This window comes from Ruegeria sp. SATB027 (genome assembly GCF_059613825.1).
Genome location: NZ_JBXWTH010000034.1, coordinates 50,719 through 76,142, shown reverse-complemented (window position 1 = coordinate 76,142; position 25,424 = coordinate 50,719). Strand labels below are relative to the sequence as shown.

Here is a 25,424-nt window from a genome sequence, read left to right as displayed (position 1 = left end):
CGCTTAGCTGGAATAGGCGGGGTTTTGTTTCTGCACGCGTGTCTTCACGGCTTTGACAGCACCGATGACGATGAGAGCAGCAATGATGAACAGCCAGCCGAAGAGGACATAGCTGCCCAGAGCCATAAGGATGGACGCACCGGAGAACAAAGCAAACCCGCCGGCGCACAAGCCGACAAGAATGGCTATTCCGATAACTCCGATCATGTTCTCCAAGTCCTCCGGCTATGGTCTTGGTCTGGCCAGCCCTCAAGTGGTTGCAGTTCAGCCATTGGGCAGATGCCCATAATGATTTCGCGGTGAAATCATGGCAAAACTTTGAACTACAGAGGGTTAAAATTTGGTTATTTTTACCGGGAGGAGCTTTGCTCCACTACTCGTGCCACACCGCTTTATAATTTATTGAGACATAGGAATGTCTGAGAGGATAGTTTCTCAAAACTTTTGTGACAGCAATATGGAACGCCCGCACCCCCTGAAAATGTGCAAAGGTTCGCCTATGGCACCGCTCTGTCAATCCGCGGTTGCTTGGATGGAATGCCAGATGAGCGTGCGTTTCGGTCACCGAATGTCAGGGGGAGCTGAGGGGGTCACATCTTGACCAGACGCCCGTCCGTCACCCTGATCCCCGCTTTTTCAAAAACATTGCGCGTATCAAAAACCAGTGCCGCCTCGCGCGCGACCAGACCGTAATCCGGAGCGCTGTGATCGGTGATCACGGCCACCGCCGCATAGCGCTTCAGGTTTTCTGCTGTTAGCGGCTGCGAGGTCCGGCCCGCAAGCTGCGGATATTCGCCGCCTTCGGGCAGGCGGGGGAAATAGGGGTCGTGATAGTCCACTTCGGCCCCCAGCTTCTCCAGCTCGTCCAGCAACACCAGCGCCGGGCTGCGGCGGGTGTCTTCGACATCGCGCTTATAGGCGATGCCCATCAGCAGGATGCGCTGACCGGTCAGGGGTTGCCCGGTCTCGGCGATGGCCGAGCCGTTACGCGCCGCCAGTTCGGCCGCCATCCGTGCCGCCAGCATGGATGGCACGGCGTCGTTGCTGGAGCGGGCCAGATTGATGATCGGTGTATCAGATCCTGCATCCGCGGCGCGCCAGGCCAGATAGGCCGGAGACACCGGGATGCAGGCCCCACCAATTCCGGGACCGGGATAGAAGGGCATGAAGCCAAACGGTTTGGTGGCCGCCGCCTCGATCACTTCCCAAACATCCACGTCCATTGCTTCAAGCGCGGTCTTCAACTCGTTGACCAGCGCAATATTGACGGTGCGAAAGCTGTTTTCGACCAGCTTCACCGCTTCGGCTGTGGCGGCCGAGCTGACCGGAACGGCGCTGGTGACGATGGCGCGGTAGAAATCCTCGACCAGTTGCCGCGACAGCGGATCGTCGGCACCCACCACCTTCGGGATGCTGTGCGTGTCGAACTTGTCATTGCCGGGGTCTTCGCGCTCGGGCGAAAACGCCAGGAAGAAATCACTACCCGCGCGCAGACCGCCCGCCTCAAGGATCGGCTGAACCAGTGTGGTCGTGGCGCCGGGCCAGACGCTGCTTTCCAGCACCACCATCTGACCGGGGCGCAGATGCTGCGCGATGGTTTCGGCGGCGGCGGCGACAAAGCGCATGTCCGGGTCTTGTGCATCGGTCAGCGGGGTCGGCACGCAGATCAGGATGATATCGGCCCCGGCCAGTGCCGCGGCGTCCTGCGTTGCGCGGAACCTGCCGCTGTCTACCGCTTGTGCGATCCGGTCTGACGCCAGATACGATATGACCTGATCGCCCTGATTGATCCGTGCCACCCGGTCAGGGTTGAGATCAACGCCGGTGGTATCGAACCCCTCATCATAGGCAGTCAGCGCCAGCGGCAGCCCGACATAGCCCAGCCCAACCACAGCAACCCGCGCATCGCGCGCCGCGATAAGCTGCTTGAGGGAAAGATGGTGCGAGGTTTCGTAGTTCATAATCTATCCTGATCGTACAAAGTCAGACTGAAATCAATTCGCGGTGCAACTGCCGGAAACCCAGGCTCCTCCACGGATAGGGCGGAATGGGTGCGATTCCAACATATTTGTCGGCCCGGTCCGAGACTGCAGTACCGTGTTTCCCGACACGCCTCAATCTGTGGTTATAGGCGGTATTGTTGAGGGTATTTTTGATTTACCCAAGTCAGGACAATTTTTGTCATTTCGGGCGTAATGCTTGCCGAAACGACGCTTCGGCAAGCTCCGCGCCCCTGTCCCAACTGAACTGGGTGGCTTGCGCCAGCGCCTTTTGCGAAAGGTCGGTCCGCAGGCCCGGTTCGGTCAGTAGCCGGACGGCCTGATTTGCCAGCGCCTGACTGGACAGGGGGTCGAAATACAGCCCGCCATCGCCCACCACTTCGGGCAGGCTGCCGCAATCCGAGGACAGAACGGGGGTACCGCAGGACATCGCCTCAAGCGCCGGCAGACCAAACCCCTCCCAGAGCGAGGGGAAGACCAGCGCATCGGCTGTGTTGAGAAGCAATGCAAGCTGCTCGTCGTCGATCTCACCGGTGAAGATGATGCTCTCGGACCGGGCCGCATCGGCAGCAGCGCTGGCCTTGAGGTCTTCGACATTGTCCCAGAACCGCGCGCCGGTGGTGCGCCCGACAATGGCCAGGCGTGCATTTGGCACACGCGCCAGGATTTCAGGCATCGCCTCGATCAGGCGCAGCACATTCTTGTGCCGGTTGAAGCCGCCCACATAGACCAGCAAGGGCGCGTCGGGCGGGATATCGTATGTCTGACGCGTCTGCGCCAGAAGCTGTGCGTCGTGGATTTGCCGAAAGACCGGCTCAGCCCCTTCGGTGATAATGTCGGTGCGATCTGCGGGGATGCGCAGAATACGTTCCAGATCATTGGCGGACGCCTGCGAGATTGTCATGATCCGCGTTGCCTGTTTCTTGGCCAGCCAGCATTTCACCTGCCACAGGCGGAAGTTCAGTTTCTTGGGGAAGATGAGATCGGGAAACCGTTCAGGAATGGTGTCATGAAAACACACGACCGAGGGCCGTCGGATCAGTTGCGGAAAATAGGAGTAGACCGCCGGATAGAAGAACAGATCGCATTCCATCCGCTGTGCGGATCGGGCCATGGTGAGCAGATCGGCCCCGCCGCGCGCCGAGGCCCCGGAGGACGCCTCTGACATCGACTTGTCCGACCCGGCAATCCGGATATCGACACCTTCGGGCACAGGCCGCGTCGGTTCCTGATCGAACAGCAACGTATAGTGAAAGCCCGATTTCCGGGCCGCCAGGGCAGGGATCAGATTGCGGGTGAAACGTCCAAAGCCACGTTCATTTTCCCAGGAACTGGCGTCTACACCAATATGCAGCATGTTTTTGCCTTGATAGTGGCTCCGAAATCCGGGCCATGCGGTTGCGTTTCAAATAATGGCATGGCGTCAGCTAAACCGGCCCCGCAAATAGTCTGCTGTCGCCGCCAGACCTTTTTCAAGCGAGTAGTCGGGCTGATAACCCAACCGCTCCTGTGCATGTGCGATGCTACACTTGCCCTTGGCGGCGAAAAGTTCCAGCAGATGCCGGTCGGGATAGGCGGCACCATCGCCGGAGGAGACGCGTCTTTTAATGGCACGCACCAGCGCTTCGAACCGTTCCCGCCCCAGCAGCGTACGGCCAAGCGCTCCGATCCGGGCCGCAACCGAGAGGGTCTCGGGACCCGCATCATGATCGGGTTCGGGGCCCAATCGGTCCGAGAGGGTTTGATATGGTTCCAGGCGGAGCTCGCCTTTGCCGATGATCCGCGAATAGCCGGATAAAAGGTCGGACCAAGCCACCGGTTCAGCCCCGGAGATGATAAAGCGTTCCTGCCCCAGATCCGCCAGAACTGCCGCCCTGAGAATGGCCTGTACCACATCGTCGACGAACACACCGTTACACAGGCCCAGGGGCTGTGGCAGGACTTGTGTTCCTGTGGCCAGATTTTCAGTCAACTGATCCGTCCACAAGGCGCTGCCGGGCCCATAAATCAAGGTGGGTTGAAGGATGGCAGCCGGGATGGGTCCAGCCATCAGCTGTTTCTCCATCTCGATCTTGGCCTGGCGGTACGGGCTGCCACCGGAGCGTTGCACCGGACTGGTTTCATCCAGATCCGCGTCGGGCCAGACATCATACACCACGATGGAGCTGATATGGACGATCCTGCCGATGCCAGCATCCTGTGCCGCGCTGAACAGTGCGGCAAAATCTGACAGGTTCTTCTCGGAAGTGGCCCGCACGTCATAGGCCAGATGCATCAGTATGTCGTGGCCGCGCAGGGCATCTGCAATCGCCTCCCGATCACCAAGTGCTGCGGTGACGACAGTGGCGCCCTTTGCCTCTAGGCCCTTCGCGCCATGGCGGCTGCGCAACAGGGCCGTAACCCGCGCCCCGCTTTCCAGAAGGGCCGAAATCAGGCGCCCCCCGAGAAACCCTGTCGCGCCGGTGACAAAGACTGCCTGCCCCCGCAGTTTTTCTGATCCGGTGAAGTTCACTGTTGCCAATCCTTCTTCAATTCAAATCTAGGCATGAAATCGTTGCGCCTCAGAAGCCTAGCGCAGGGTGGTTGCGCATGCTACTCCGCTAACAGATGATCTGCTGTTATAGATGTCCGGGGTGTAACACCCCAAGGTTTTGAGTGAGGATTTTTATGAGGATCGGTGTGATCGGCGCAGCCGGCAAGATCGGGCAGATGCGCGTGCAGACCATTATCGACGACCCTGACACCACGCTTGCCGCCGTTATGGATATGGACATGGACCGCGCCGAAGCTGTGGCCAGTGGTGCGCCAGCCTTTACCGATGCAGACAGGTTTTTTGATGCCGACATGGACGCGGTCATTATTTCGACTCCGGCACATGTGCGCGAACCTTTGTGCCTGACCGCGTTCGAGCGGGGGTTGCACGTGCTGGCGGAAAAGCCACTGGCCACCACGGCCGAGGCCAGCCGCAGGATCGTTTTAGCAGCCCAGGCGGCGGGCAGGGCTCTGGGGGGCGGATTCAACATGCGCTATTACCCAGCCTTCTCTTACGTGAAAGATATCATCGGATCGGGCCAGATCGGAGAGGTCGATCATATGCGCATCTATGGTGGCCATGAGGGTCTGACGAAATTCGTGCATGACTGGGAATACAAATCCGAGATATCCGGGGGGGGCGCGCTGTGGGATGTGGGGATTCACATGACCGACATGGCCCGTCATATGCTGGGTGAAATCACCAGCGTTTATGGTGTCGCCACCGAAAAGGTCTGGAACGAGCCCGGCTCTGAGGACAACGCGATGGCGATCTTCAAAAACCCCGAGGGCATTCCGGCGATCTATCAGGCGACCTGGACAGACTGGAAAGGTTACAAAAGTCAGGTCGAGGTCTACGGCAGCAAAGGCATGGTGCGCGGGGCCTATGCGCCGATGGAAACATTGCTGATCACCATGGATCGTCCGGGTGGCAAGCCTATCCGCCAGCATCGCCGCTATCCCGGCATCATGCTGCGGGAAAAACTGAAATCCTGGAAAACTACGGCGTTGCTGTCTTTTGCAGATGAGCTGCAGGAGTTCGTTGGCCTTTGTGCGGGTCGGACAGGTTTGCGCATTTCCGATGGTCACGCCGCCTTGCGGGCGATCGAGGTTGCCGATGCGGTGCGCGAAAGCAGTGCAACCGGCCAGCCTGTGACGCTCAAGGCGCTGGGGGACATGGCCGCATGACCACTGATGACCGGTTTCCAGACGACGCTTGGCATCCCGACCGGGCATTGTCAGTATCTGCCGTGAAGAGGCAGGGTTTTTCCAGTTGCAGGAGCTTGCGGTGACAGATCATCCAACGCTTTCCATTGTCGTGACGATTGTCGATGGCGGCTCTTACCTGCGTGACTTCCTGCTGTCGGTCGCCGCATTCGAAGACCCGCCGCCGCTGGACATCATCGTGCCATATGATGCGAGCGTCTCAGACGCCGCTGATTACGCGGCGGAGTTCCCGGATGTGAATTTTCTGGACCTTGGGGACATCACGCCCGCCCGCCCGATTACCTCCGAGGCAGGTCAGCATGAGCTGTTTGACCGCAGGCGCGCAGCCGGGCTGGCGGCCGCCACTGGTGACGTGATCGCGATCCTCGAAGATCGTGGTCATCCACACCCGGACTGGGCCCGCACCGTCATGCGCCTGCATGCGGAAACCGGAAAGAATGTCATTGGCGGCGCCATCGACTGCAAGGAACCGGTCTCACTGCTGAACTGGGCGTTTTATGTAACCGACTTTGGCCGCTACGGCTTGCCGTTCGACAGCGGTCCGGCGGAATGGGTTTCAGACGTGAACGTGACCTACAGCCGGAAAGCGCTCGAGGCGACCCGCCATCTGTGGAAAGAACGCTTTCGCGAACCGGTCGTTCATTGGTTCTTGATCGAACAGGGCGAAGAGTTGTTGCTGTCCAATGAGCTGGTTGTCGACCATGTCCGTCCCCCGACCCGGCTGGGCCAGTTGTTGCCCGAGCGCTTTCACTGGGGGCGTCTGTTTGGCCATATCCGGGCGATGCATATGAGTGGTCCGAAACGGCTGGTCTATATCCTGTCCAGCCCGCTGATCCCACCGGTGCTGTGGGTGCGCCACGGTCTGACACAGGCGGGCAAGGGGCGGCTTTTGCGATACCTAGCGGCGCTGCCCTATATCATCATCCTGACCAGCGCCTGGACCTGTGGCGAGGTCTGGGGCTACATCACGCGCAGGCCCTGAACGATGCAGGCACCCGGACCAGAATACGATGTCATCGTCATTGGCTCCGGCGCAGCCGGTGGATGGGTTGCGAAGGAAACAAGCGAGCGCGGTTGCCGGACATTGATGCTGGAGGCCGGGCGCGCGCTGGATCCTCAGGGTGATTTTCCCGACAGCGACCGCACGGGCGGATCCCGTGTCAGCATCCTCAGCCGTGTCATGGCGATCCTGCGGGGGCAGCATGTGCAGGCGCGCTGCATGTCCTTCACACCTCTGACCGAACATCTGTTCGTCAATGACCGGCAGAACCCCTACACCACACCGTCCGGGGCCCAATTCAACTGGTTCCGCTCCCGTCAGGTGGGTGGGCGGCTGCATCTTTGGGGGCGTAACGCGCTGCGCCTTTCGGATCAGGAATTCAAGGCGGCCGAGCAGGATGGTTTTGGCGACAGCTGGCCAATTTCCTATGCTGATCTCGATCCCTGGTACGGTCGGGTTGAGCAGTTTCTGGGTGTTGCGGGGGAGGCGGCGCAGATTGAAAATCTGCCCGACGGTATCTACGACGCCCCTCACCCGCTGACCAAAGCGGAACGCCGGATCATGGTCGAGCTTGCGCAGAAATGGCCGGATCGGCCAGCCACCACTTGCCGGATCATCCGACATGTGCCCGCGCGAACGCCTTTGCCTCTGATGGCGGCACAGGCAACCGGGAATTTCGAACTGCGCAGCGGGGCGGTGGTTTCAAAGATAGAAACCGATGCGCGGACGGGCCTGGCAACTGGCGTCCGGTACATCGACGTGGCCAGCGGTCAGGAACACACCGTGACGGCGCGGGTGATTGCGGTTTGCGCCTCGACCATTGAATCCGTGCGGCTTCTACTGAATTCTCACGGGCCACGACATGAGCGGGGGCTGGGTAATTCATCGGGCAATCTGGGTCGCTACCTGTCGGATCATCTGATGGTTTTCCGGGCGGGCACCCTGCCTGAAATCGAAGGTCTGGGGCCGGATCATGATCCGTATGATTTCGGTGCCCAGTCCGGCATTTATATTCCCGGTTTCCGTAACCGTGGGGGCCAAGAGGATTGTGGGTTCCTGCGCAGCTATTCTTTGCTGGGGTCCGTTGGGCGGATCGAGCCCGGCTGGTTTTTCATGGCAATCGGAGAGGTTCTGCCGCGTGCTGAAAACCGGGTGGAGCTTGACCCAACCAAACGCGATACTTGGGGCATCCCCGCGCCAAAGGTCACGCTGCGCCATTCCGATAATGAACGTGCAATGGTGCAGGACATGAAAGACACGCTGAAGGACGTGTCACAGACCTTTGGTCTGCCCGATGACCTGCTGGGGCGTGAAAGCCTGATATCGAAACTGGCCTATAAAATGGCCGGGCCGCTGGTCTATACCCCCGACGGAGCCTTGCAGCCGGGGTCGTCGATCCACGAAACCGGAGGGGCATGTATGGGTGATGACCCAGCACGACATGTGCTGAACAAAGATCTCGAAGTCTATGACTGCCCCAATGTCCATGTCACGGATTCAGCGTCTTTTCCGACCAATCCTTTCCAGAATCCGGGTCTAACCATCATGGCCTTGTCCGCCCGTGCAGGCGCGCGGATCGCCGATAAAATAGCAACAGAACGCGCGCGCGGTATTTGACGGAGGAACAGGCGTCAGCCGCGTAACCGTCCCACCAGATCGTAATAGGTTTTTTCAAACTGATGATGCACCCAATCCGGGTCGAACCGATCTTCCCTGCTGCGTTTCAGGGCGTTTTTCGCAAGGGTCCGGCGGCGATCTTCGTCTGACAGAACATCGGCAACGGCTGCGCAGATTGCATCAATATCGCCGATGGGCGCGACCGCGCCCACGCTTTCGTCGATCAGTTCGACCACGCCGGAACAGGCAGTGGCCACGGCTGGGGTTCCGGCCTGAAACGCCTCGGCAATGGTGAAAGGCAACGCCTCCCACCGAGAGGTCAGCAGGAATAGATCAGCCGCCCGAAGATGACGGATCGGTTTGTCTGTTCGGCCGATGAATTGTAGGTGCTTGCCAACACCTTTTTCCTGCGCCAGAGCATGCAGTTTTACCTCATCCGGCCCGTCACCGGCGACGACAAAGCGATAGCCGGGGTGGGTCTGTTTCATCCGGGCGACACAATCGATCAGGATATCGATCCCCTTCTGCGGTTGCAGACGGGCCAGCGTTAGGATCACCCGCTCGCCATTCCCAAGCAGCTTGGCTCGCAATTCGGCGATATCCTCCGCGCTGTCCTCGGGCGGAGGCGAGACGCCCAAGCCGATCACCTTTAACTTTTCCTTTGGCACGTTGCCGATGGTCGCCAAATCGTCGGCCGAGCGATGACTGGGTGTGATTACCAGATCGCATTTAGCGGCAATCTGGCCAAAGGCGGCAATCCGCTCGGGTTCTGATCCGTGATAGGTGACGGCAACCGGAATCCGCCGCCCGGTGCGGGCCAGATTGGCAACCAGCGCAGGGGCGGATTCATGGCAATGGATCAGATCGACCGGATTGTCCGACAGCCAGCGCCGCAACCGCCAGGCCGCGACTGCTGTATGGCGCAGCCGGTTGGCGATGCTGCCGCCTTCGCCCGCGACATAGCGGGTGGGCAGGTCCAGAAATCCGGCGCCCCGATCCGGACCCGCCCAGATATCGGCGGTGCCCGCCAGTGTGATGCGATGGTTCCTTGCCTCCAGCCAGTCGCTCAGCCCGAGGATATGCCGGGTGATGCCGCCCATGCCAAACTGGGAACCCATTTCGACAACATGGAGGGGATTTGAAGAAGGGGCGGTCTGCATTTTTGTGTAGGTCTGAGCCAAATTTCTCAACAATCGGGCAATCATAACACGCGCATGGTATTTGCCCATGTCATGAAGGCGGATCACGGCAGCTTGCAATCATCTGAAGCAAGCCCGCAACACCGGGCGCGAACCGGGCAACTGCGTGGCTTGTGTCTTTCGATTGTGACGAGGATCGTGTTTGATACCGGAAAGTTATTGGTAATCTGGTACAATTCGCATGCAGTCGTTACGCATTCTGATGTTCACCACATTTTACCCGCCATACTCCTTTGGCGGTGATGCCATTGGCATTCAGCGCATGGCTCGGGCGTTGGTGGCGCGCGGTCATGATGTGACGGTGGTGCATGACGAAGACAGCTATCTGATCCTGGGCGGCAAACCACAGCCAGAAGGTGCCCCGGACGGGGTCCGGCGGATCGGGTTGCGCAGTCGCAATGGTATGATGTCGAACCTGCTGACCCAGCAGCTTGGCCGCCCGGTTGTCCATGCCGCCCGCATCCGCGAGATACTGGCCGAGCGAAAACCGGATATCATCTGGCACAACAATACCTCTCTGATCGGTGGGCCCGGCCTGTTGCCAATGGGCGAGGGGTTGAAGCTCTATGAGGCGCATGAGCACTGGCTGGTCTGTCCCACGCATGTGCTGTGGCGGCACGGGCGCGAGCTGTGCGATGACCGCCAGTGCCTGCGCTGCGTGCTGAACTACAAACGCCCGCCGCAGCTGTGGCGCTATACCGGCGCGCTGGACCGGGCATTGGATCACATGGACCTGATCATCGCCAAAAGCGAATTCAGCCGGGCCAAACATCGCGAGTTCGGCCTGCGGCAGGAGATGCAGGTGCTGCCCTATTTCCTGCCCGATCTGGACCAGGACGCTTTGCCGGAACCCGCCGCGCATGACCGTCCCTATTTCCTGTTTGTCGGACGGCTGGAAAAAATCAAAGGGTTGCAGGATGTGTTCCCGGCCTTTGATCGTTACCCGGATGCCGATCTGCTGATCCTCGGAGATGGCGATTACGCGGATGAGCTGAAGGCACAAGCCGCAGGCAATGACCGGATCAAATTCCTGGGCCGCAAGACGCCTGACGAGTTGAACGCTTACTATCGTGGCGCACTTGGGCTGATTGTGCCCTCGGTTTGTTATGAAACCTTCGGTATCATCCTGATCGAAAGCTTCCGGTTGGGCACGCCGGTGATCGCCCGGCGGCTGGGTCCGTTCCCCGAGATCGTCGAGCGGGCAGGGGGCGGGGAACTGTTCGAGACCGAGGATGATTTGATTGCAGCGATGCGTAACCTTCAGCACCAGCCTGACCAGCGCGCAGTTCAGGGTGCTGCAGCACGTAAGGCGTTTCTGGATATCTGGCACGAAACCCGGGTGCTTGAGGCGTATGGAGCGGCATTGGCCCGTGCGGCACACGGCAAAGGCAACCGCGCGTTGGGCGCGGCGTTGGAGGCCGGGGCGTTTGAGTTTGGAGCGATGAATCAAATGCCCGCCGGGCTTGCGTGCACGCAGGAAGGATTTTCAAATGGCGTACGGTAGAACTTCGGGCAGATCAGAGAGGGATTCATTTGTGAGAGGAATGCTCCGATGGGTGCTGCGACTGTTCTGGGCCATCCTGTCTGGTGTGCTGGTGATCTTCGCGCTGCTGGCTGGCTTTCTTCTGCTGCTTGTGATTGCGAACACGGCGCTGCGAGATCTTGAGGTCACAATGCGGGCAACCACAGAACAGGAGCAACTGCCTGAACCCAATCTGTCAGGCTTGCAACGGGCGGCGCTTTTCGCAACGGCGCAGTTTCTTCCGTTGCATCAACCGGGATTTCAGATGGTCACGCCTGGCCGGATTTTCCGGGATTGCGTGGACTGCCCGGAAATGGCTGAGGTTCCCAAAGGGTATTTCCTGTTAGGTTCTCCGATTTTCGAAGAGGGGAGATATGCGCACCTGTTTAGTCACACACCTCTTCGGGCACAGTTGAAATTGGCAAATCGGGAAGGTCCGCGGCGTTTGGTACGCATTCCGCGCGCATTGGCATTTTCCCGTTATGAGATCACGTATGGGCAATGGCGCCAGGCGCAGGAAGATCCGGAATGGGCGGCGATAACCGGGCAAGATCCGTATTTGCCCGATTTGGACGCAGGCTATCGCGACGACCAGCCCATGACCCTGATCGATTGGAGCGACGCGAACGCCTATGCGGATTATCTGAGCGCCAAGACCGGGCAAACCTACCGCCTGCCAACAGACGCGGAATGGGAATATGCTGCCCGGGCTGGAACTGTGACGCGGTTCCCATGGGGGAACGACATCGGAAAAAACAACGCTAACTGTATCAACTGCTCGTCTCTTTGGCCGGATCGTAAGCCGGGGCCTGTTGGTCTGCACCCACCCAACGACTTCGGTCTTTATGATATGCATGGCAATGGCTTCGAATGGGTCGAGGATTGTTATGAAGCCTATCATGATCCTGTAACGATCGATGGTTCTGCATTTGTGCGGGAAGCTTGTGAGTTTCGAACCGTTCGAGGGGGTGGTCCGTCGTCACCGGCCTGGCAGAACCGGTCCGGATTTCGGGTTGGTCCACACTATTACAATCGTGGTCATGGCCATGCCATTCGCCTTGTTCGAGAGTTGAACTAGACGAATGGTATAGTGTCAGGGGGCCAGCATTCCGATCCGGTGGGCGTTGGCCATGACCGAGAAAGTGATGGTTGTGGCCGGGATGCTTGGCAGGCATGAGGCATCGACCAGATGTACCCGTGACAGCCCTTTCGGTCGCCCCAGAATATCCGACTGCCCCGCACCAGGCGTTTTGGCCATGGGAACCGAGCCGCCCACGTGAAAGCTGGATCCCACATCGCCGGGGCGGCGGGCGAAACTCAGCGGCACAAGCCCTGCCAGTTTCAGAACCTGCCCCATGCGTGCCGTGGCGCGCGCCATGACCTGTTCGGTTTCGTCATTACCTTGCACGGTCGGGGTCAGCCGCCCGTCTGCGGCCATCGTCAGATCGATCCGGGCGGAATGGGCAGAATGTAAAAACGCCTGCGCCACGACCAGTCGTTGCGCCAGCAGCCTCCATAACGGGGTCGATCCGGGCAGTTTCGAGCCATAAGTATTGATCAGATCATGGGCATAGAACTCGTTCCAGGTATAGACCTGCGCGTGCACCAGATGCGGTGAGACCGCGGGGTCATCCAATTCAATGAAGATCTGCGGCAGGGTGTGATAGGGTCTTCGGTCCGGGCGCCGCGGCGCGCGCCAGCGGTGCAGGCTGGGCAGAAAGAAATGCTGACTGTCCTGCAGTTGCAAGCGGGCTGCGGAGTTCGGAGAGGACGCCAGCATCAGCCGCGCGGTTTCCAGAACCCCGGCGGCGACAAAGATACGGTCGGCTTGCAGGGTTTTGCCGTCCTCCAGCGTGACCGTGACATGACCCGGGCGTTCCTCGAACTGGCGGACAAGACCGGTGCGATAGCGGAAATCCGGATTGTGACGCAGGACGTCAAGCGTTTGCCCGGACGCATAAATCAGACCCCAGGGACAGCCATGCAGGCACTGGCCACAATATTGGCAACCGGGTTCAACAGCCAGCCGCGCGGCACCGGCATGGGCTCCCAGTTTCGCAAGCCTCGCTGCTTGGCGATCCAGATGCGTCAGCATCCGTTCGGCTTGCGGCGATGGGGTCAGAGGGGCGCGATCCTGCATCGAAAGGGTGGGGAACAGAGTCTGTAATGCGTCCACCCGACCGCTGATGGGAAGGAATTCCGCAACCGCGTGGTAATGCGGTGACAGATCGTCAATTTCGATCGGCCAGTCGGCGATATCTTCGGCGCGGTTGGGCAAAACGGCCGAGCCCCAGAGATTGGACAGCCCGCCTGTGGCGTGTGTGGCGCGCAATCCGATCCGGTCAGGCGATACCAGCGTTTCCGCCCCCGGTACCATGGCAAAATCCGACCCGAACCGGCGGACTTGCCCAGATGGCGTGTCGAACTGAGGAGCTTGCCAGGCTTTTACATCATCGGCGGACCAGCTTTCGGGACCCGTCGCGGCCAGCCTGTCACGGCGGGCCTGCGCCGAGCCTTCCAGTCTGCGCCCTCCATCCAGCATCAAAACCTGTCGCCCCCGCGCCAATAGGGCCTTGGCCACGGACACCCCCGATGGCCCCGATCCGATGACCAGATCGGTCACGAGGTTGGGCCCGTCTGTGCCGGGGTAGGCGGCCTCATGCGGGAACCGGGCGCTTCATCTCGGCGACGATGTCATCGATGATCTGCTGCAGCGTTCGCATCGGGCGGAACCCGGTGACACGTTGCAGTTTCGAGACATCGGGCAGGCGGCGCTGCATATCTTCGAAGCCTTCGGGATAGACCGTGTCGTAAGGAACACATTGAATTTCCGAGGCAGAGCCGGTCGTTCGGATGACTTGTTCGGCCAGCTCGCGGATCGTGACCTCCTGATCGGTTCCGACATTGAAGACGTCGCCGCGCGCATCCGGAAGGGTCATCAGACGGCACATGGCCTCGACCACATCGGCGACATGGCCGAAACAGCGTGATTGTTCACCAGTGCCGTGGACCATCAGCGGCGCGCCTTCCAGTGCTGACTTGACGAAATTCGGTAGCACCATCCCATAGCGCCCGGTCTGACGCGGACCGGTGGTGTTGAAGAACCGCAGCACCGTGACCGGCAGGTCGGATTCACGCGCGTGGGCCAGTGCCAGAAACTCGTCGAGCGTCTTGGCACAGGCATAGGACCAGCGCAGATTGCGGGTGGCGCCGATGGTCAGATCGCCTTCTTCCTGAAAGGGGAAATTGGTGCTTTTGCCATAAACCTCGGAACTGGAGGCGATGAACGTATGCGTCTTGTTCACCAGCGCGGCATCCAGCACGTTCTCTGTCCCCGCCACATTGGTCAGGATCGACCGGCTGGGTTCGTCCATGATCAGCTTGACCCCGACGGCGGCGGCCAGGTGGAACACCACATCTGCCGGATCGACCAGTTCGGCGACCAGCCCCCGGTCAAGAATGCTGCCTTTGACAAAAGTGAAGCCCGGGTGATCCGCGACAGAAGCCAGATTGGACATCAGCCCGGTCGACAGATCGTCAAGGATCGTGACCCGATGCCCTTCACGGATCAGCCGTTCCGTTAAATGGGAGCCTATAAACCCGGCGCCGCCGGTAATCAGAATATGCATTTGTTTGTACCAGTCACTGTGTAAGAACCAACTTTACCACGATTTTCCCCGCACCATCGCACGGATACCGCGCATTGCCCTGCGGGCCGTCAGATAGGGCCCGCCGCGTCCGGCAAGATGCGCCTTCCAGCGGGCGATGTTGTTGAAATAGAACATCTCGAGCCGGGGCAGGTCGTGCATATCATCCCCCGCTTTGGCCACGCCCAGCCTTGTGCCGACCGAGGTGTCGTAATGCTGCGCGACCTGTCTGAGAACGCTAGAGTTCGACGCGCCATATGGCGGCGCGAAATGTCGGGTGGGCTGGCCAAGCCGGGCGGCAATGTCCTGGCCGGATCCGCTGACTTCCTCTTCCAGCATGAGCGCATCCAGCGTGGTGAGATCGGGATGAGTGACACTGTGCGCGCCAAAACAGACCCCTTCTGCTGCCAGCGCCTCGACCCTGTCCCAGCCCATCAGTGGGCGGGCAGGGATATTGCCTCCGGCCCAGCGGTCGCTGCCGCCCATCAGGCCCGAGGGTAAATAGACGATCGGGCAGAATCCGTGATCGCGCAGGATCGGCCAGGCGGTGTCGGCGAAATCCTGGAACCCATCATCGAAACTGATGATGACCACGCGGGGGGCGGGCGGGTTGGCCAGCGCGTCCGGCGTGACCACCGGCAGGCCGGATGCCGCCAGCGCCTGCATCTGCGCGGCAAAGATGTCGGGCGCGATCGAAGTCGGCCCCGGCGCATCCGAAATCGAATGATACATCAGGATATCGGCCTGCCAGGCGGACATGGGTCAGTCTTCCACCACATGGGTGGCAAAGATCTCGCGATACCGGTTCCATTTCGCGCGGTCGACATGACCCTTCTCATCAATGCAATCCGCCGCGCCATAAGCCATGGCAAAGGCGTGATGCGTATTGTCGTGTGCAAACAAACCCTGCCGTCCAAATACGAGTAATCCGTCCAGATTTGAGAGCCACTGATCCACCGTATCAAACCGCTCTTCATAGCCCATATCGTAAACCGGATAGGCGTGGCTCAGCCGTCGGGTTTCACAGCGGCGCACCGGAACCGTGACCGGCAGGCCCAGCTGCCCCAGCCATCTGGTGAATTCCTGCCCCAGCTCCTCGTCGGACATGGACCACCATTTCTCATCCGGGTCGCAAGGCAGTTCGGCGCACAGCACGGTGACGCCCTTTGGCGCGCCGCTGGCGTTATAGTTCTTTGGCTCTGACATCCGGCTGATCGGGATCGAGAGTTCCGGGAAGTAATGGGCATCGAACTCGGTGAACTGGTCTGTCTCCAGCACCAGGTACAGCAGGATCATGCCGCGGAACCGGATCGCACGGGCGGCTTCGACCACCTCGGGCGGGGGCGTGTCGATCAGGCGGGTCAGCCCGGTCAGCGGGATGGTCGACAGGATCAGATCGCCGGTCAGGTGTCGTTCACCCTCGCCCTCGCGGATCGTCAGGCCGGTGATGCGGTTGCCGTCCCGTTCGATGGCGGTGATTTCGGTGTTGAACAGGAAGGTGGCGCCGTTGGCTTCGGCACTGTTGCGCATCGCGTCCGAGATTTGCCCGAACCCCTTGCGCGGATAAAAGAACCGACCCGCCGTTTCGCTGCGCAGCCCCGGCAGCAGGCGCAGCATCTTCATCAGGATCTTGCCGACCGATCCACTGCCGACCCGGCGCTCAGCCAGTTTCACGGCCAATTTGTCCGGGTCCAGCCCCCACAGTTTGCGCACGTAGGGGAAATAGAAATTGTCCGAAATCGTCGGCCCCAGCCCGTCATAAAGCACGGTCGAGAATGTCTCGGGCCCGGTGCTTTTCTTGCGGAACGGCTTCAGCACCATGTCCCCGATCAGCGACAAGGCAAAGGGTTTGGGCAGGCGCATCAGCGCGTCGGTCAGTTTCAGCGGGAAGTGGATCCATTTTCCGCCCAGCCGGATGCGCCCATGACGCGGGCGCAGCAGCAGATCGTCCCCCAGCAGGGCTTTCACATCGGCCAGAACCTCAGGCTCTGCCGCCGGGTGAAACCGGTGCGAGCCATAATCGCAGATCACGCCTTCAACCGGGAAGGAAGCCGAATTGCCACCGGCAATAGCGGCGCGTTCGATTACCGTCACGCGGGCCTGCCCGGTTAACGCATGGGCCGCGGCCAGCCCGGCCGGTCCGGCACCCAGTATGATGATATGGGGCTTGTCGTCGCCGTTGGGTCGGGAAACATCCGTCACTTGCACTCTTCCTTTTGGGAATTTGCCGGGGCGCTGAACCGCATCCCGGACAGGGTCAGAACCAGCGCGCCAAGCCCGCCTGCCGTAAACAACACAACCTGCCAGACCAGCCCGGCGGCCACGACCGCAGGCGCGCTGGCGCCAAATGGGGCCAGAAACCCGGCCAGCGTGGCCTCGCGCAGGCCGAGCCCGTTCAGCGAGACCGGCAGAACCGCAATGATCTTGGCCAGCGGCCAGGCGAAAATCCATGGCCCGGCGGCTACATCGACACCTGCCGCGATGGCCAGCCACCAGGCCAGCAGGACCAGCACCAGCTGGATCAGGATCGATGCAACAAAGGCAATGGCCAGCGTACCGGGTTTGCGGCCCATCCCAGCTAGCGCATCGGCCAGGCGATGGGCAAATCCTTCGCCGGGCAGGGAGGGGATATAGCGCCAGGGCAGAGGCAGCAGGCGCGGCATCGCGACCATCCCCGCCAGTGCGGCCAGCAGGATCAGCGCAACCGGCCAGATCATATGCCCGCCCGCAGCGCTTTCCCATATCAGCACCAGGCCCAGACAGGACAGGGTCAGCAGGGCGACCATGTCGATCAGCCGGTCAACGGTTGCGCCCGCGATGACCTGCGCGCCGTCTTTCATCGCGGCCTGCGCCAGACCGGCCCGCACCGTATCACCGCCAATTGCACCGGGCAGGCACAGATTGGCGGCCAGTCCGGCAAAATGGGCCCGGATGGCCAGCAGGGGCGGAAGCCCCCGGTTCAGCAGCAGCCACCATTTCAGCGCGGCCCCCACATGGGCCAGCAGGAACAGGGTCAGCACGCATAGAAAGACCCAGATCGGGATCGACTTCAGTGCCGCCACGATGGCCTCAGCGGGAAGCAACCAGAACAGGATCGCCAGCACCACGACCGACCCGGCCACCCGGATCAGCCAACGCCGTTGACTTGGGTCGGAAAGCAGCCTGCCGCTCATGTCACGGTCTGAGGTGCAGCCGCGAGATCATGTCGGCGATCAGCCCCAGTGACCAGATCATGATCGCTGCCAGGAATGAGAACACTGCAGTTTCGCTGAGGTTCCAGTAGAACATGTCGATAATGAACTTCACCGTGCCCAACGTGAAAAACGCCAGACCTAAGGGGATAAACACCCGCAGCGGGTTGAACAGCGTGCTGATGCGCAGGATCAGGATGATGAAGTTCAGGAAATCAATCGGTCGGATTTTCGATTTGCCCACCCGTTTTCCGTATTCAATGGGCGTATAGATCATCCGCTTGCCATTCGAGGTCATGCACAGCGTGATCGTGGTGGTGAACGAGAAGTTCTGCGGCAAAAGCGGCAGGAATGGGATCAGCTCGGATTTGCGGAACACGCGCAGGCCCGAGTTCAGATCGTTGATCTTGCGCTCGGCCAGAAATGAAGCGAAGGCGAACAGGAATTTCTTGGCCGGCCTGCGCAGCAGCGGCACGTTTTTCATCGCCGCCCCCCGGTCGCCCACCACCATGTCCTGATCACGGCACATGGCCAGCATGCCCGGCAGATAGCGCGCAGGGTATGTGCTGTCGGCATCCAGAATGGCCACATATTCATGCTGCGCCATCCGCACCCCGCGCTTGAGGCTGGCGCCATAGCCGGAATTGACGTCGTTGAAGGTAACGGTGGCACCACTGGTCTCGGCCTCGGCGCGGGTGTTGTCCTGGCTGGCGTCGTCCACCACGATAATTTCGTAAGGGATATTCAGCGGCTCAAGATGGGTGCGCACGTCCTCGACAGTATGGCGGACGGCGTTTTCCTCGTTATAGGCGGGGATGACCACACTCAGGCTCATGCCGGCGGTGTCCGATGCGATCAGCTCTTCGGGTGTGGTGCTGTTCGTCACCATCGGCTCTGCGACTTTGTTCATGAAAATGAAAACCTTTTATTCACTTAATAGTCCCAGCCCCAGCCCCCGCTGCAAGATTTGCGTGGCGCATGGAACGTAACGGGCATAATTCCCTGTATTGCGTATAGTATTCGAACACGTACAGACTGAACATAGACAATAAATTTGACCAAATTCGACCGTTAAGGCGTCAAGTTTGTAATTACGTATACTGCACGCAGCAGGTGCAAGTGTTTGAGGCATGTGCCGCCTGGAACATGGCGGGGTGCGGGCAGCAGGAAGGAAACGGATGTCAGGGCGGCAGAGTTTCAGCAGCGGAGTTGCCTGGATGTCGGCTGGTATCTGGGTCGAACAGGCGTTCAACTTCATCATTTTTGCCATTCTTGCCCGTATTTTAGGGGTCGAAGCCTTTGGCCTGCTGGCGATGGTTGCGGCCTTTGTGCTGTTTTCCGAATTTCTGGTCCGCGAAACGATTTCCGACATTCTGCTGACCCGTGATGCGCTGTCACCAGAGCGGTTGAATTCGGTTTTCTGGTTGCTGGCGCTGCTCGGGGGGGTGTTGACAATTGCGCTTTATCTGGGGGCAGGGCTGGTCTCGAAATTCTACAATGAGCCGATTGCGGGCGAATTGTTGATAGGATTGTCCCCAACAGTGCTGATGATTTCGCTGACGGCAGTGCCTGTGGCGATCCTGCGCCGGGAAATGAAGTTCCGTGTTCTGGCCATCCGTGCAGCACTTGGCGCGGCGGTCGGAGGGGTTGTGGGAATTGGCATGGCGCTGACCGGTTACGGGGTCTGGAGCCTGGTCGGTCAGCGGCTGGCGATGACAGCGACCAATATCGTGATGGCCTGGGGCGCGGTATCCTGGCGTCCGGCTTTTCACGCGTCGCGGGATCACATGCGCAGGATTTTGCATTTCAGCCACCGGATTCTGGGCCTGCGCGCGGCGGAACTGGCGGCGGTGCAATCCCCCGCGGTGATCATCGGCGCGATGCTGGGGCCGGTTCCGGCGGGGTATTATGCAATTGCCTGGCGCGTGATCGAGACGGCCTCGTTCCTGATTATCACACCGCTGCGCACCGTGGCGCAGCCTGCCTTTGGCGCCGCGGCGCGCGATGGAGGTCAAGCGGCGGATTTGCTGATCGACGTCATGCGCCTGACCGGGTTTCTGGCTTTTCCCGCCTTTGCCGGGCTGGCGGTTCTGTCGGAACCCGCGCTGGTGTTGCTGTTCGGTCAGAAATGGGCTCCGGCGGCTCCGGTCCTGAGCCTGATGTCGGTGTTCGGCATGTATCTGTGCGCCGAAAAGGTGCAGCAGACCTTTTGTCTGGCGGCAGGTCAGGCCGGGCGTCTGGCGGTTCTGTCCTGGGTCGAAGTGGCGCTGGCGGCGGCAGCGATTGTAGTACTGGCCCCTTATAGCTTACCGGTTGTCACAGCTGGTTTCGTGGCGGTCTTTCTGCTGATCTGGCCGCTCAAATTCGCCAATCTGGGGCATATTGCAGGGCTGCCCGGCCCGGCTTTGATGCGGCAGCATCTCGCACCGTTTCTGCTATCTGCAGGAATGGCTCTCGCAGTGTTTGGAATTGCGTGGCAACTGGATGGGATGTCTCAGGTTTTGCGTCTTTTGATCGGCACTGCGACCGGAATTGTTGTTTATTGTCTGTTGGCTGCTTTGTTTTTGCGCGACAGGTTGCGTCTGCTGATCGCAATGGTGCGCAGGAAAGAGGAAACAGGTCCCGAGATTGACCCGCAAGAGGTCAGTGGGTAGCACATATTAATGCGCTACCCATCCTGGTTGATGAGCGGGACAGGCCGCTACCAAATCGGTGCGCCGAGGCGGAAATTGACAGTCTTTTCCCCGCCGTCGGATTTTTTAAGGTGAGCTGTGATATTGTTCTCCGTTTCCGAAGGGAGCAGCTCAAAACTGGCGATGGCCCTGTCACCGTTCTGTGTGAATTTGACCGCCTGCACCTCATCGCCATTGATCGTGATCGCTGCAGCCTGAACATCAGGCTCACCGATCCGAAGTTGGATATCAAGGGCGGTGTCGCGCCGGAGTGGGGCATCCATAATCAATCGGGCAACCGACGGTGGGGCGTCGATTGCAAAAGCTCTGGTTCTGTCGTGGGAATTAGGGCCAAAACGGTAATACGCGGTAAACAGAATACCTGCCAATAACAGAAGGTATCCCCACCGGGTCCATCCCATACCACGCCAGATGCGTTTGAACGGGCCATATTGCGCGGCGCCAGGGGCAATTCTGACCGCGAAAATCAGGGCTCCTGTAACAGCAAGGCCGGTGGCAATCAGGCCAAGAATAATCCATAGCGCCATCGAAAACCCGCCGCCCCAGGTGCCGAAATGCAGCATATCCATCAAGGGCTTCCAATAGGTGAACCCTCCAATATCATCCGGCGTAAATGCGCCCAGAACGTCAAGTGTGACGGGATCTATGAACACGCTGCCTGTTCCGAAAAAGCCTGAATGGCCATCCAGATTTCCGGAAAAGTTTATACTATCTGTCTTTTTGTCTGGCAGGAATACAAGGAACGGATCAAACCCTGGCAGCGCTTCCCGGGCCCGGGCTTCTGCCTGATCGATAAAGGTCGCATCAAGATTGGCGGGCAGAGCTGCATCGCGGGGAACGGGGGGCTTGGGGTGTGGTCTGGTGCCGTCGAGTCCGAGACTGCCCAACAGGAAATAGAAGCTGGTCACAGCGGTCAAAAACAGCAGCGGCGCCGCCCAGAGGGCCGTCAGTCGATGCGTGCTGCCTGCCCATGATCGGAAGCCGGCTGCGCGGCCAGGCCAGCGGAAAAACCCTTTCCAGAAGCGCCGATAGGTAATGAGGCCGCTGACAAGCTGAAACAAAAGCACGACCGACATGGCGCAGACCAGCATGAATACGATCCGCTGTTCGGTCAGGAACGTGTCATGAAGATCACGCAGGATGTTGCGAAAGCCCAATGGTCGTGTTTCCGCGACAACCGCGCCAGTGGTGGGGTCGGTCCAAAAGCTGACTTTTTCTCCCCAGCCTGTGCGGGCTGCTGTACGGTCCACGAACCAGGGGGCCGGTCGCCTATGGATGACAAAGACACGACTTTCAGGGTGGGTCTCTTTGATACTGCCGTAAATTGCGCCAAAGCTGGCGGTACGTTCTTCCTTGGTGGCGGTGGTCCAGATTGCCGTACGACCAACCGATTCAAGTTCGAAACCGGCAACAAGCAATGTGCCGGTCAGAAACATGAATGCGAAGAAAAGCGACAGATGCAGTCCCAGCCAAGTGTGGAGTTTGAAAAGTGAATTGCGGATTTTGCGGTTCATCTGAATGTTTATCTGTCTACAATGTCTGGGAACACTAAGCCGAGTAATCGTGCTGGAAACAATGGCAAGATAGCCTTGCCGCAGAAGAGGGGTGAATTGGGCTTTTGATGTTGCGATGAGCACACGTTATTTCATGGTATTCCCGCAGGTTAGGTGTTGTGCGAATCCCGAACTTCGCGGGATGATATAATTATACCCGGGTATTGTTGGGGTAAGCGGTGCTGTTTGATGTTAAATAGAGCTATGAAAACAATTTCCATTGTCTCGCCATGCTTCAATGAAGAAGACAACGTGGCGAATTGTTACGAAACCGTAAAGTCGATTTTCGACAAGGAACTGCCGGGCTACAGGCGCGAGCATATTTTCATCGACAATGCCTCCACGGACCGGACCGTGGATATCCTGCGCGAGATCGCCGCAAAGGATTCGGACGTGAAAGTGGTGGTCAATGCCCGCAATTTCGGGGTGTTCCGGTCAACCTTCAACGGGTTGCGCTATGCCACTGGTGACGGGGTTGTTGTCATGCTGCCTGTTGACCTGCAGGACCCGCCCGAGCTGATCCCGGAGTTCGTCGAGTTGTGGGAAAGCGGCTATGACGTGGTGGCCGGTGCCCGCAGTACCCGAGAGGAAGGGTTCGTGATGCGCAACGCACGCGGCCTTTTCTATCGGATCGTCAATGGTCTGTCGGACGTCTGGCTGGAACCATCGGTCGGAGAGTTTCAACTGATTGACCGCAAAGTGCTTGAGGCAGTGCTGGCCCACAATGACCACTACCCTTATATCCGCGGCATCATTGCCAGCTGCGGCTTCCGTCGGATCATCAAACCTTATGTCTGGCAGGCGCGGAAAAGCGGCTTGACCAAGCACAGCTTGATGGCGCTGACCGATCAGGCGCTGAATGCTATTTTTTCTTTCACGCGTGCCCCGATGCGGTTCTGCACGATCAGCGGACTGGTGATTGCGGCCGGCTGTATTCTGTTTTCGCTCATTTCCGCGGTTCTGTTTTTCTTTAATCCCGATCAGGCGCCGCGCGGGACGACAACCATCATCGTATCCCTGTTTTTCCTGTCAGGTATCCAGATGCTGTTTATTGGAATGTTGGGGGAATACATCACCTCGATCCACAATCAGGTACGCGGGGGCCCCATCGTGACCGAGCAGGAACGCATCAACATTGAAGGTCCTGCGCGGGACCCGGCACTGACTAGAGACGAGCGTCTGGCATGATTGCCGGTTTGAGCCGCGGCAAATGGTGCGGCCTTGCGCTTGTGATGGCGCTCTGCGCCAGCCCGGCCTGGGCTGTTGACGCACCGGTTACCAATGCAACTCTGCCCGAGCTGCGCATATGGTTTGGGTGCATGGTGGTGGCTTCGGTGTTTTTTCTGGGCTTCTTCTGGCTGCGTGGTCAGGTTCTGTTTGGCATTCTGAGTGTAATAGCTCTTTTGGGCGGGGCAGCCCGGCTGTGGCTGACGCAACCGCTTTGGTTTCCACGCCTTGAGATTTCTGCGGACCCGCCTGAGAACCTGATCATGCTGGCGATACTGGCGATGCAGGCGGCGGTGATCGGCGTTGTTCTCATACGGCCCTCAGGGCGCGCAGCCATCGGCGGTCTTTTCGCCAAAGCGGGGATATTTCGCCTGTTTCTGCTGATGGTTCTGGTCGCGATTTTCAGCCTGTCGGCAACTCCTTATATCGCCTATGGCTATCATGTGGCCTATGGCTTGCAGATCGGTGTTGGCGGTATGTTGTCACTGGTTCAACTGGCCACGCTATTGGCCATGTTTGTTGTCGTCGGGCCTGATCACATGCCGCGTATCCCGGCGGCTGGTTTGGCGGTGTTTGCGACTTTAGTCAGCGCCATACTGGCCTGGACGGCGTTCGATCGGGTGCCCCATGTCGAGGATGAGCTGGCCTATCTTTTTCAGGCACGGACCTTTGCGGCGGGCACGCTCTGGGCTCCGGCCCCGCCCGAAGCGGCACACCCCGCACTGGAATATTATCTTCTCGAAATACATGAGGGCAAATGGATCAGTGTTCCGGCACAGGGCTGGGCCATCGTTTTGAGCCTTGGGGTGCTGGTCGGGGCGCCATGGGTGATCAATCCGATCCTGACCGGGATATCGGTTTGGCTAGCTCATGACATTGTCCGCCGGGCTGTCAGCCGGGAACGCGCGGATATGGTCGCGTTGCTTATGGCAACCTCACCCTGGGTGCTGGCTGTCGGGGCCACGCTGATGAACCACGCGCTTATGCTGGTGACGATCTTACTGGCCTGGTGGTGTTTGATTCGGGCCGGAGAAGGGTCTGCCCGCCGGGCGGTATTCCTGGCATTTGCCGCCGGGCTGGCCTTGGGATGGGGGTTTGTCACCCGACCGTTGGACGGGTTGATCGTGGGTGGTCTGACAGGCCTGTGGGTGCTTCGCCGATTGCCTGCCGGGATCGGGCAAGTGCTTGCCTGTGGTGTCGGGGGCATCCTGTCCGGGTCTGTCGTTTTTCTGGTCAATCACGCGATCACGGGCGATCCGTTGTTGACCGCACAAGCCGACTATCTCAGCCGTCTGTGGCCGGACACGCAAAACGCATTTGGATTTGGGGAGAATGTGGGCCCGCCCGCCCAGAGCTGGGGCGCGCTGGATATCTGGATCGGTCACAGTCCCGCCGAAGCCGTGTTGAACCTGATCAATGCGATTGCCTCGCTTAACCTCGAACTTCTGGGCTGGACATTCGGATCTCTGGTTCCGCTCTGGATCGTCTTTATCTGGCGCAAAAAGCTGACCGGGTTTGACCGTGCGATGCTGGTGATCTTTGCGGCCCTCGTGGCTGTTCTGTTCTTCTATTGGTTCACAGGCACCTTCTACCTCGGACCGCGCTATTGGCACACGGCATTGCTGCCTATCCTGGTTTTGTCCGCGGCTGGGATCGAGGCGATCAATGACCGGTTGCCCGAGCAGTATCGCGGCCGCCTGCATTGTGTCGTTCTATTGCTCTGCGCCATTTCGGTTGTCAGTTTCACATCCTGGCGCGGTGTTTCCAAATATGACGGATATGGCGGATATAACGGTGACATCAGGCGACAGGTTGAAGCCGCTGATCTGGGCAATGCGTTGGTTTTTGTTTCGACAAAGGGGGATATAGGGTCTGCGCTTTATCTCAACGATCCGTTCCTGCCACAGAATAAACCGATCTTCCTCAATGATCTGGGGCCGGATCAGAACGCCGCCATTATCGCTGCCTTCCCCGGACGCGAGGTTGTTTACCTGAGCGACGCAGACTGACACGCCC

20 protein-coding genes are annotated in these 25,424 nt (G+C 59.5%); 8 read left to right on the top strand and 12 right to left on the bottom strand.

Features of this window, described 5'->3' with window-relative positions; all coding sequences use genetic code 11:
* Window positions 1–3: 3 nt before the first annotated feature.
* The 4 genes from AC2FPW_RS09090 to AC2FPW_RS09075 all read right to left on the bottom strand — a co-directional run bounded on the left by AC2FPW_RS09090 (window position 4) and on the right by AC2FPW_RS09075 (window position 4,512).
* The gene (locus tag AC2FPW_RS09090) at window positions 4–207 is read right to left on the bottom strand and encodes a hypothetical protein (RefSeq protein WP_480484468.1); all 204 of its coding nucleotides are present in this window, start codon (window positions 205–207) and stop codon (window positions 4–6) included.
* A gap of 383 nt (window positions 208–590) precedes the next feature.
* On the bottom strand, window positions 591–1,961 hold the full coding sequence (locus AC2FPW_RS09085; RefSeq protein WP_496813395.1) for a nucleotide sugar dehydrogenase: 1,371 nt from the start codon (window positions 1,959–1,961) through the stop codon (window positions 591–593).
* A 220-nt stretch (window positions 1,962–2,181) separates the two neighbouring features.
* A complete protein-coding gene (locus AC2FPW_RS09080; RefSeq protein WP_496813393.1) occupies window positions 2,182–3,357 on the bottom strand; it encodes a glycosyltransferase family 4 protein in 1,176 nt (391 codons plus the stop codon).
* A gap of 66 nt (window positions 3,358–3,423) precedes the next feature.
* Window positions 3,424–4,512: an NAD-dependent epimerase/dehydratase family protein gene (locus AC2FPW_RS09075; protein ID WP_496813392.1), complete on the bottom strand. Its 1,089-nt coding sequence runs from the start codon at window positions 4,510–4,512 to the stop codon at window positions 3,424–3,426.
* A 155-nt stretch (window positions 4,513–4,667) separates the two neighbouring features.
* On the opposite strand from AC2FPW_RS09075, the gene AC2FPW_RS09070 reads away from it, so the two are divergent.
* The 3 genes from AC2FPW_RS09070 to AC2FPW_RS09060 all read left to right on the top strand — a co-directional run bounded on the left by AC2FPW_RS09070 (window position 4,668) and on the right by AC2FPW_RS09060 (window position 8,376).
* On the top strand, window positions 4,668–5,720 hold the full coding sequence (locus tag AC2FPW_RS09070) for a Gfo/Idh/MocA family protein (RefSeq protein ID WP_496813390.1): 1,053 nt from the start codon (window positions 4,668–4,670) through the stop codon (window positions 5,718–5,720).
* A 100-nt stretch (window positions 5,721–5,820) separates the two neighbouring features.
* The gene (locus tag AC2FPW_RS09065) at window positions 5,821–6,741 is read left to right on the top strand and encodes a glycosyltransferase (RefSeq protein ID WP_496813389.1); all 921 of its coding nucleotides are present in this window, start codon (window positions 5,821–5,823) and stop codon (window positions 6,739–6,741) included.
* Between the two features lie 3 nt (window positions 6,742–6,744).
* Complete coding sequence (locus AC2FPW_RS09060) at window positions 6,745–8,376, top strand: GMC oxidoreductase (RefSeq protein WP_496813388.1); 1,632 nt, start codon at window positions 6,745–6,747, stop codon at window positions 8,374–8,376.
* A 14-nt stretch (window positions 8,377–8,390) separates the two neighbouring features.
* Here the strand turns inward: AC2FPW_RS09060 and AC2FPW_RS09055 are convergent, their stop codons facing one another.
* Window positions 8,391–9,494 (bottom strand): glycosyltransferase family 4 protein, encoded by a 1,104-nt coding sequence (locus AC2FPW_RS09055; RefSeq protein WP_496813387.1) that lies wholly within the window; start codon window positions 9,492–9,494, stop codon window positions 8,391–8,393.
* 262 nt (window positions 9,495–9,756) lie between these two features.
* Here AC2FPW_RS09055 and AC2FPW_RS09050 point away from each other — a divergent pair, with 262 nt between their 5' ends.
* Both AC2FPW_RS09050 and AC2FPW_RS09045 read left to right on the top strand, forming a co-directional pair.
* The gene (locus AC2FPW_RS09050) at window positions 9,757–11,079 is read left to right on the top strand and encodes a glycosyltransferase (RefSeq protein WP_496813386.1); all 1,323 of its coding nucleotides are present in this window, start codon (window positions 9,757–9,759) and stop codon (window positions 11,077–11,079) included.
* 40 nt (window positions 11,080–11,119) lie between these two features.
* Window positions 11,120–12,175: a formylglycine-generating enzyme family protein gene (locus AC2FPW_RS09045; protein ID WP_245220683.1), complete on the top strand. Its 1,056-nt coding sequence runs from the start codon at window positions 11,120–11,122 to the stop codon at window positions 12,173–12,175.
* A gap of 15 nt (window positions 12,176–12,190) precedes the next feature.
* On the opposite strand, the gene AC2FPW_RS09040 is transcribed toward AC2FPW_RS09045, so the two are convergent.
* From AC2FPW_RS09040 to AC2FPW_RS09015, 6 genes are read right to left on the bottom strand one after another with little or no spacing between them, the layout of a single operon-like run.
* Entirely contained in the window at window positions 12,191–13,720 is a 1,530-nt protein-coding gene (locus AC2FPW_RS09040; RefSeq protein ID WP_496813384.1) for a GMC oxidoreductase, read from the bottom strand.
* Window positions 13,721–13,754: 34 nt separating this feature from the next.
* On the bottom strand, window positions 13,755–14,726 hold the full coding sequence (locus tag AC2FPW_RS09035) for an NAD-dependent epimerase/dehydratase family protein (protein WP_496813383.1): 972 nt from the start codon (window positions 14,724–14,726) through the stop codon (window positions 13,755–13,757).
* A gap of 33 nt (window positions 14,727–14,759) precedes the next feature.
* Complete coding sequence (locus AC2FPW_RS09030; RefSeq protein ID WP_496813382.1) at window positions 14,760–15,503, bottom strand: polysaccharide deacetylase family protein; 744 nt, start codon at window positions 15,501–15,503, stop codon at window positions 14,760–14,762.
* Window positions 15,504–15,506: 3 nt separating this feature from the next.
* Window positions 15,507–16,946, bottom strand: coding sequence for a protoporphyrinogen/coproporphyrinogen oxidase (locus tag AC2FPW_RS09025; RefSeq protein ID WP_496813380.1), 1,440 nt, complete (start codon window positions 16,944–16,946; stop codon window positions 15,507–15,509).
* Window positions 16,943–17,917, bottom strand: a complete 975-nt coding sequence (locus tag AC2FPW_RS09020; protein WP_496813379.1) for a lysylphosphatidylglycerol synthase transmembrane domain-containing protein — start codon at window positions 17,915–17,917, stop codon at window positions 16,943–16,945. The genes AC2FPW_RS09025 and AC2FPW_RS09020 overlap by 4 nt, the downstream gene beginning before the upstream one ends.
* 1 nt (window position 17,918) lies before the next feature.
* On the bottom strand, window positions 17,919–18,845 hold the full coding sequence (locus AC2FPW_RS09015) for a glycosyltransferase family 2 protein (RefSeq protein WP_496813378.1): 927 nt from the start codon (window positions 18,843–18,845) through the stop codon (window positions 17,919–17,921).
* A 307-nt stretch (window positions 18,846–19,152) separates the two neighbouring features.
* Here AC2FPW_RS09015 and AC2FPW_RS09010 point away from each other — a divergent pair, with 307 nt between their 5' ends.
* A complete protein-coding gene (locus AC2FPW_RS09010; RefSeq protein WP_496813376.1) occupies window positions 19,153–20,589 on the top strand; it encodes a lipopolysaccharide biosynthesis protein in 1,437 nt (478 codons plus the stop codon).
* A gap of 47 nt (window positions 20,590–20,636) precedes the next feature.
* On the opposite strand, the gene AC2FPW_RS09005 is transcribed toward AC2FPW_RS09010, so the two are convergent.
* A complete protein-coding gene (locus AC2FPW_RS09005; protein WP_496813375.1) occupies window positions 20,637–22,142 on the bottom strand; it encodes a PepSY-associated TM helix domain-containing protein in 1,506 nt (501 codons plus the stop codon).
* Window positions 22,143–22,385: 243 nt separating this feature from the next.
* Here AC2FPW_RS09005 and AC2FPW_RS09000 point away from each other — a divergent pair, with 243 nt between their 5' ends.
* Both AC2FPW_RS09000 and AC2FPW_RS08995 read left to right on the top strand, forming a co-directional pair.
* Window positions 22,386–23,369: a glycosyltransferase family 2 protein gene (locus tag AC2FPW_RS09000; protein WP_209507460.1), complete on the top strand. Its 984-nt coding sequence runs from the start codon at window positions 22,386–22,388 to the stop codon at window positions 23,367–23,369.
* Window positions 23,366–25,417: a glycosyltransferase family 39 protein gene (locus AC2FPW_RS08995; protein WP_496813373.1), complete on the top strand. Its 2,052-nt coding sequence runs from the start codon at window positions 23,366–23,368 to the stop codon at window positions 25,415–25,417. The genes AC2FPW_RS09000 and AC2FPW_RS08995 overlap by 4 nt, the downstream gene beginning before the upstream one ends.
* The last annotated feature ends 7 nt before the right edge of the window (window positions 25,418–25,424 follow it).

Coding starts and splice junctions, on each gene's coding strand:
- AC2FPW_RS09090 (WP_480484468.1), bottom strand. CDS start 207: ATGATCGGAGTTATCGGAATAGCCATTCTTGTCGGCTTGTGCGCCGGC.
- AC2FPW_RS09085 (WP_496813395.1), bottom strand. CDS start 1,961: ATGAACTACGAAACCTCGCACCATCTTTCCCTCAAGCAGCTTATCGCG.
- AC2FPW_RS09080 (WP_496813393.1), bottom strand. CDS start 3,357: ATGCTGCATATTGGTGTAGACGCCAGTTCCTGGGAAAATGAACGTGGC.
- AC2FPW_RS09070 (WP_496813390.1), top strand. CDS start 4,668: ATGAGGATCGGTGTGATCGGCGCAGCCGGCAAGATCGGGCAGATGCGC.
- AC2FPW_RS09060 (WP_496813388.1), top strand. CDS start 6,745: ATGCAGGCACCCGGACCAGAATACGATGTCATCGTCATTGGCTCCGGC.
- AC2FPW_RS09055 (WP_496813387.1), bottom strand. CDS start 9,494: ATGGGTTCCCAGTTTGGCATGGGCGGCATCACCCGGCATATCCTCGGG.
- AC2FPW_RS09050 (WP_496813386.1), top strand. CDS start 9,757: ATGCAGTCGTTACGCATTCTGATGTTCACCACATTTTACCCGCCATAC.
- AC2FPW_RS09045 (WP_245220683.1), top strand. CDS start 11,120: ATGCTCCGATGGGTGCTGCGACTGTTCTGGGCCATCCTGTCTGGTGTG.
- AC2FPW_RS09035 (WP_496813383.1), bottom strand. CDS start 14,726: ATGCATATTCTGATTACCGGCGGCGCCGGGTTTATAGGCTCCCATTTA.
- AC2FPW_RS09030 (WP_496813382.1), bottom strand. CDS start 15,503: ATGTCCGCCTGGCAGGCCGATATCCTGATGTATCATTCGATTTCGGAT.
- AC2FPW_RS09020 (WP_496813379.1), bottom strand. CDS start 17,917: ATGAGCGGCAGGCTGCTTTCCGACCCAAGTCAACGGCGTTGGCTGATC.
- AC2FPW_RS09015 (WP_496813378.1), bottom strand. CDS start 18,845: ATGAACAAAGTCGCAGAGCCGATGGTGACGAACAGCACCACACCCGAA.
- AC2FPW_RS09010 (WP_496813376.1), top strand. CDS start 19,153: ATGTCGGCTGGTATCTGGGTCGAACAGGCGTTCAACTTCATCATTTTT.
- AC2FPW_RS09005 (WP_496813375.1), bottom strand. CDS start 22,142: ATGAACCGCAAAATCCGCAATTCACTTTTCAAACTCCACACTTGGCTG.
- AC2FPW_RS09000 (WP_209507460.1), top strand. CDS start 22,386: ATGAAAACAATTTCCATTGTCTCGCCATGCTTCAATGAAGAAGACAAC.
- AC2FPW_RS08995 (WP_496813373.1), top strand. CDS start 23,366: ATGATTGCCGGTTTGAGCCGCGGCAAATGGTGCGGCCTTGCGCTTGTG.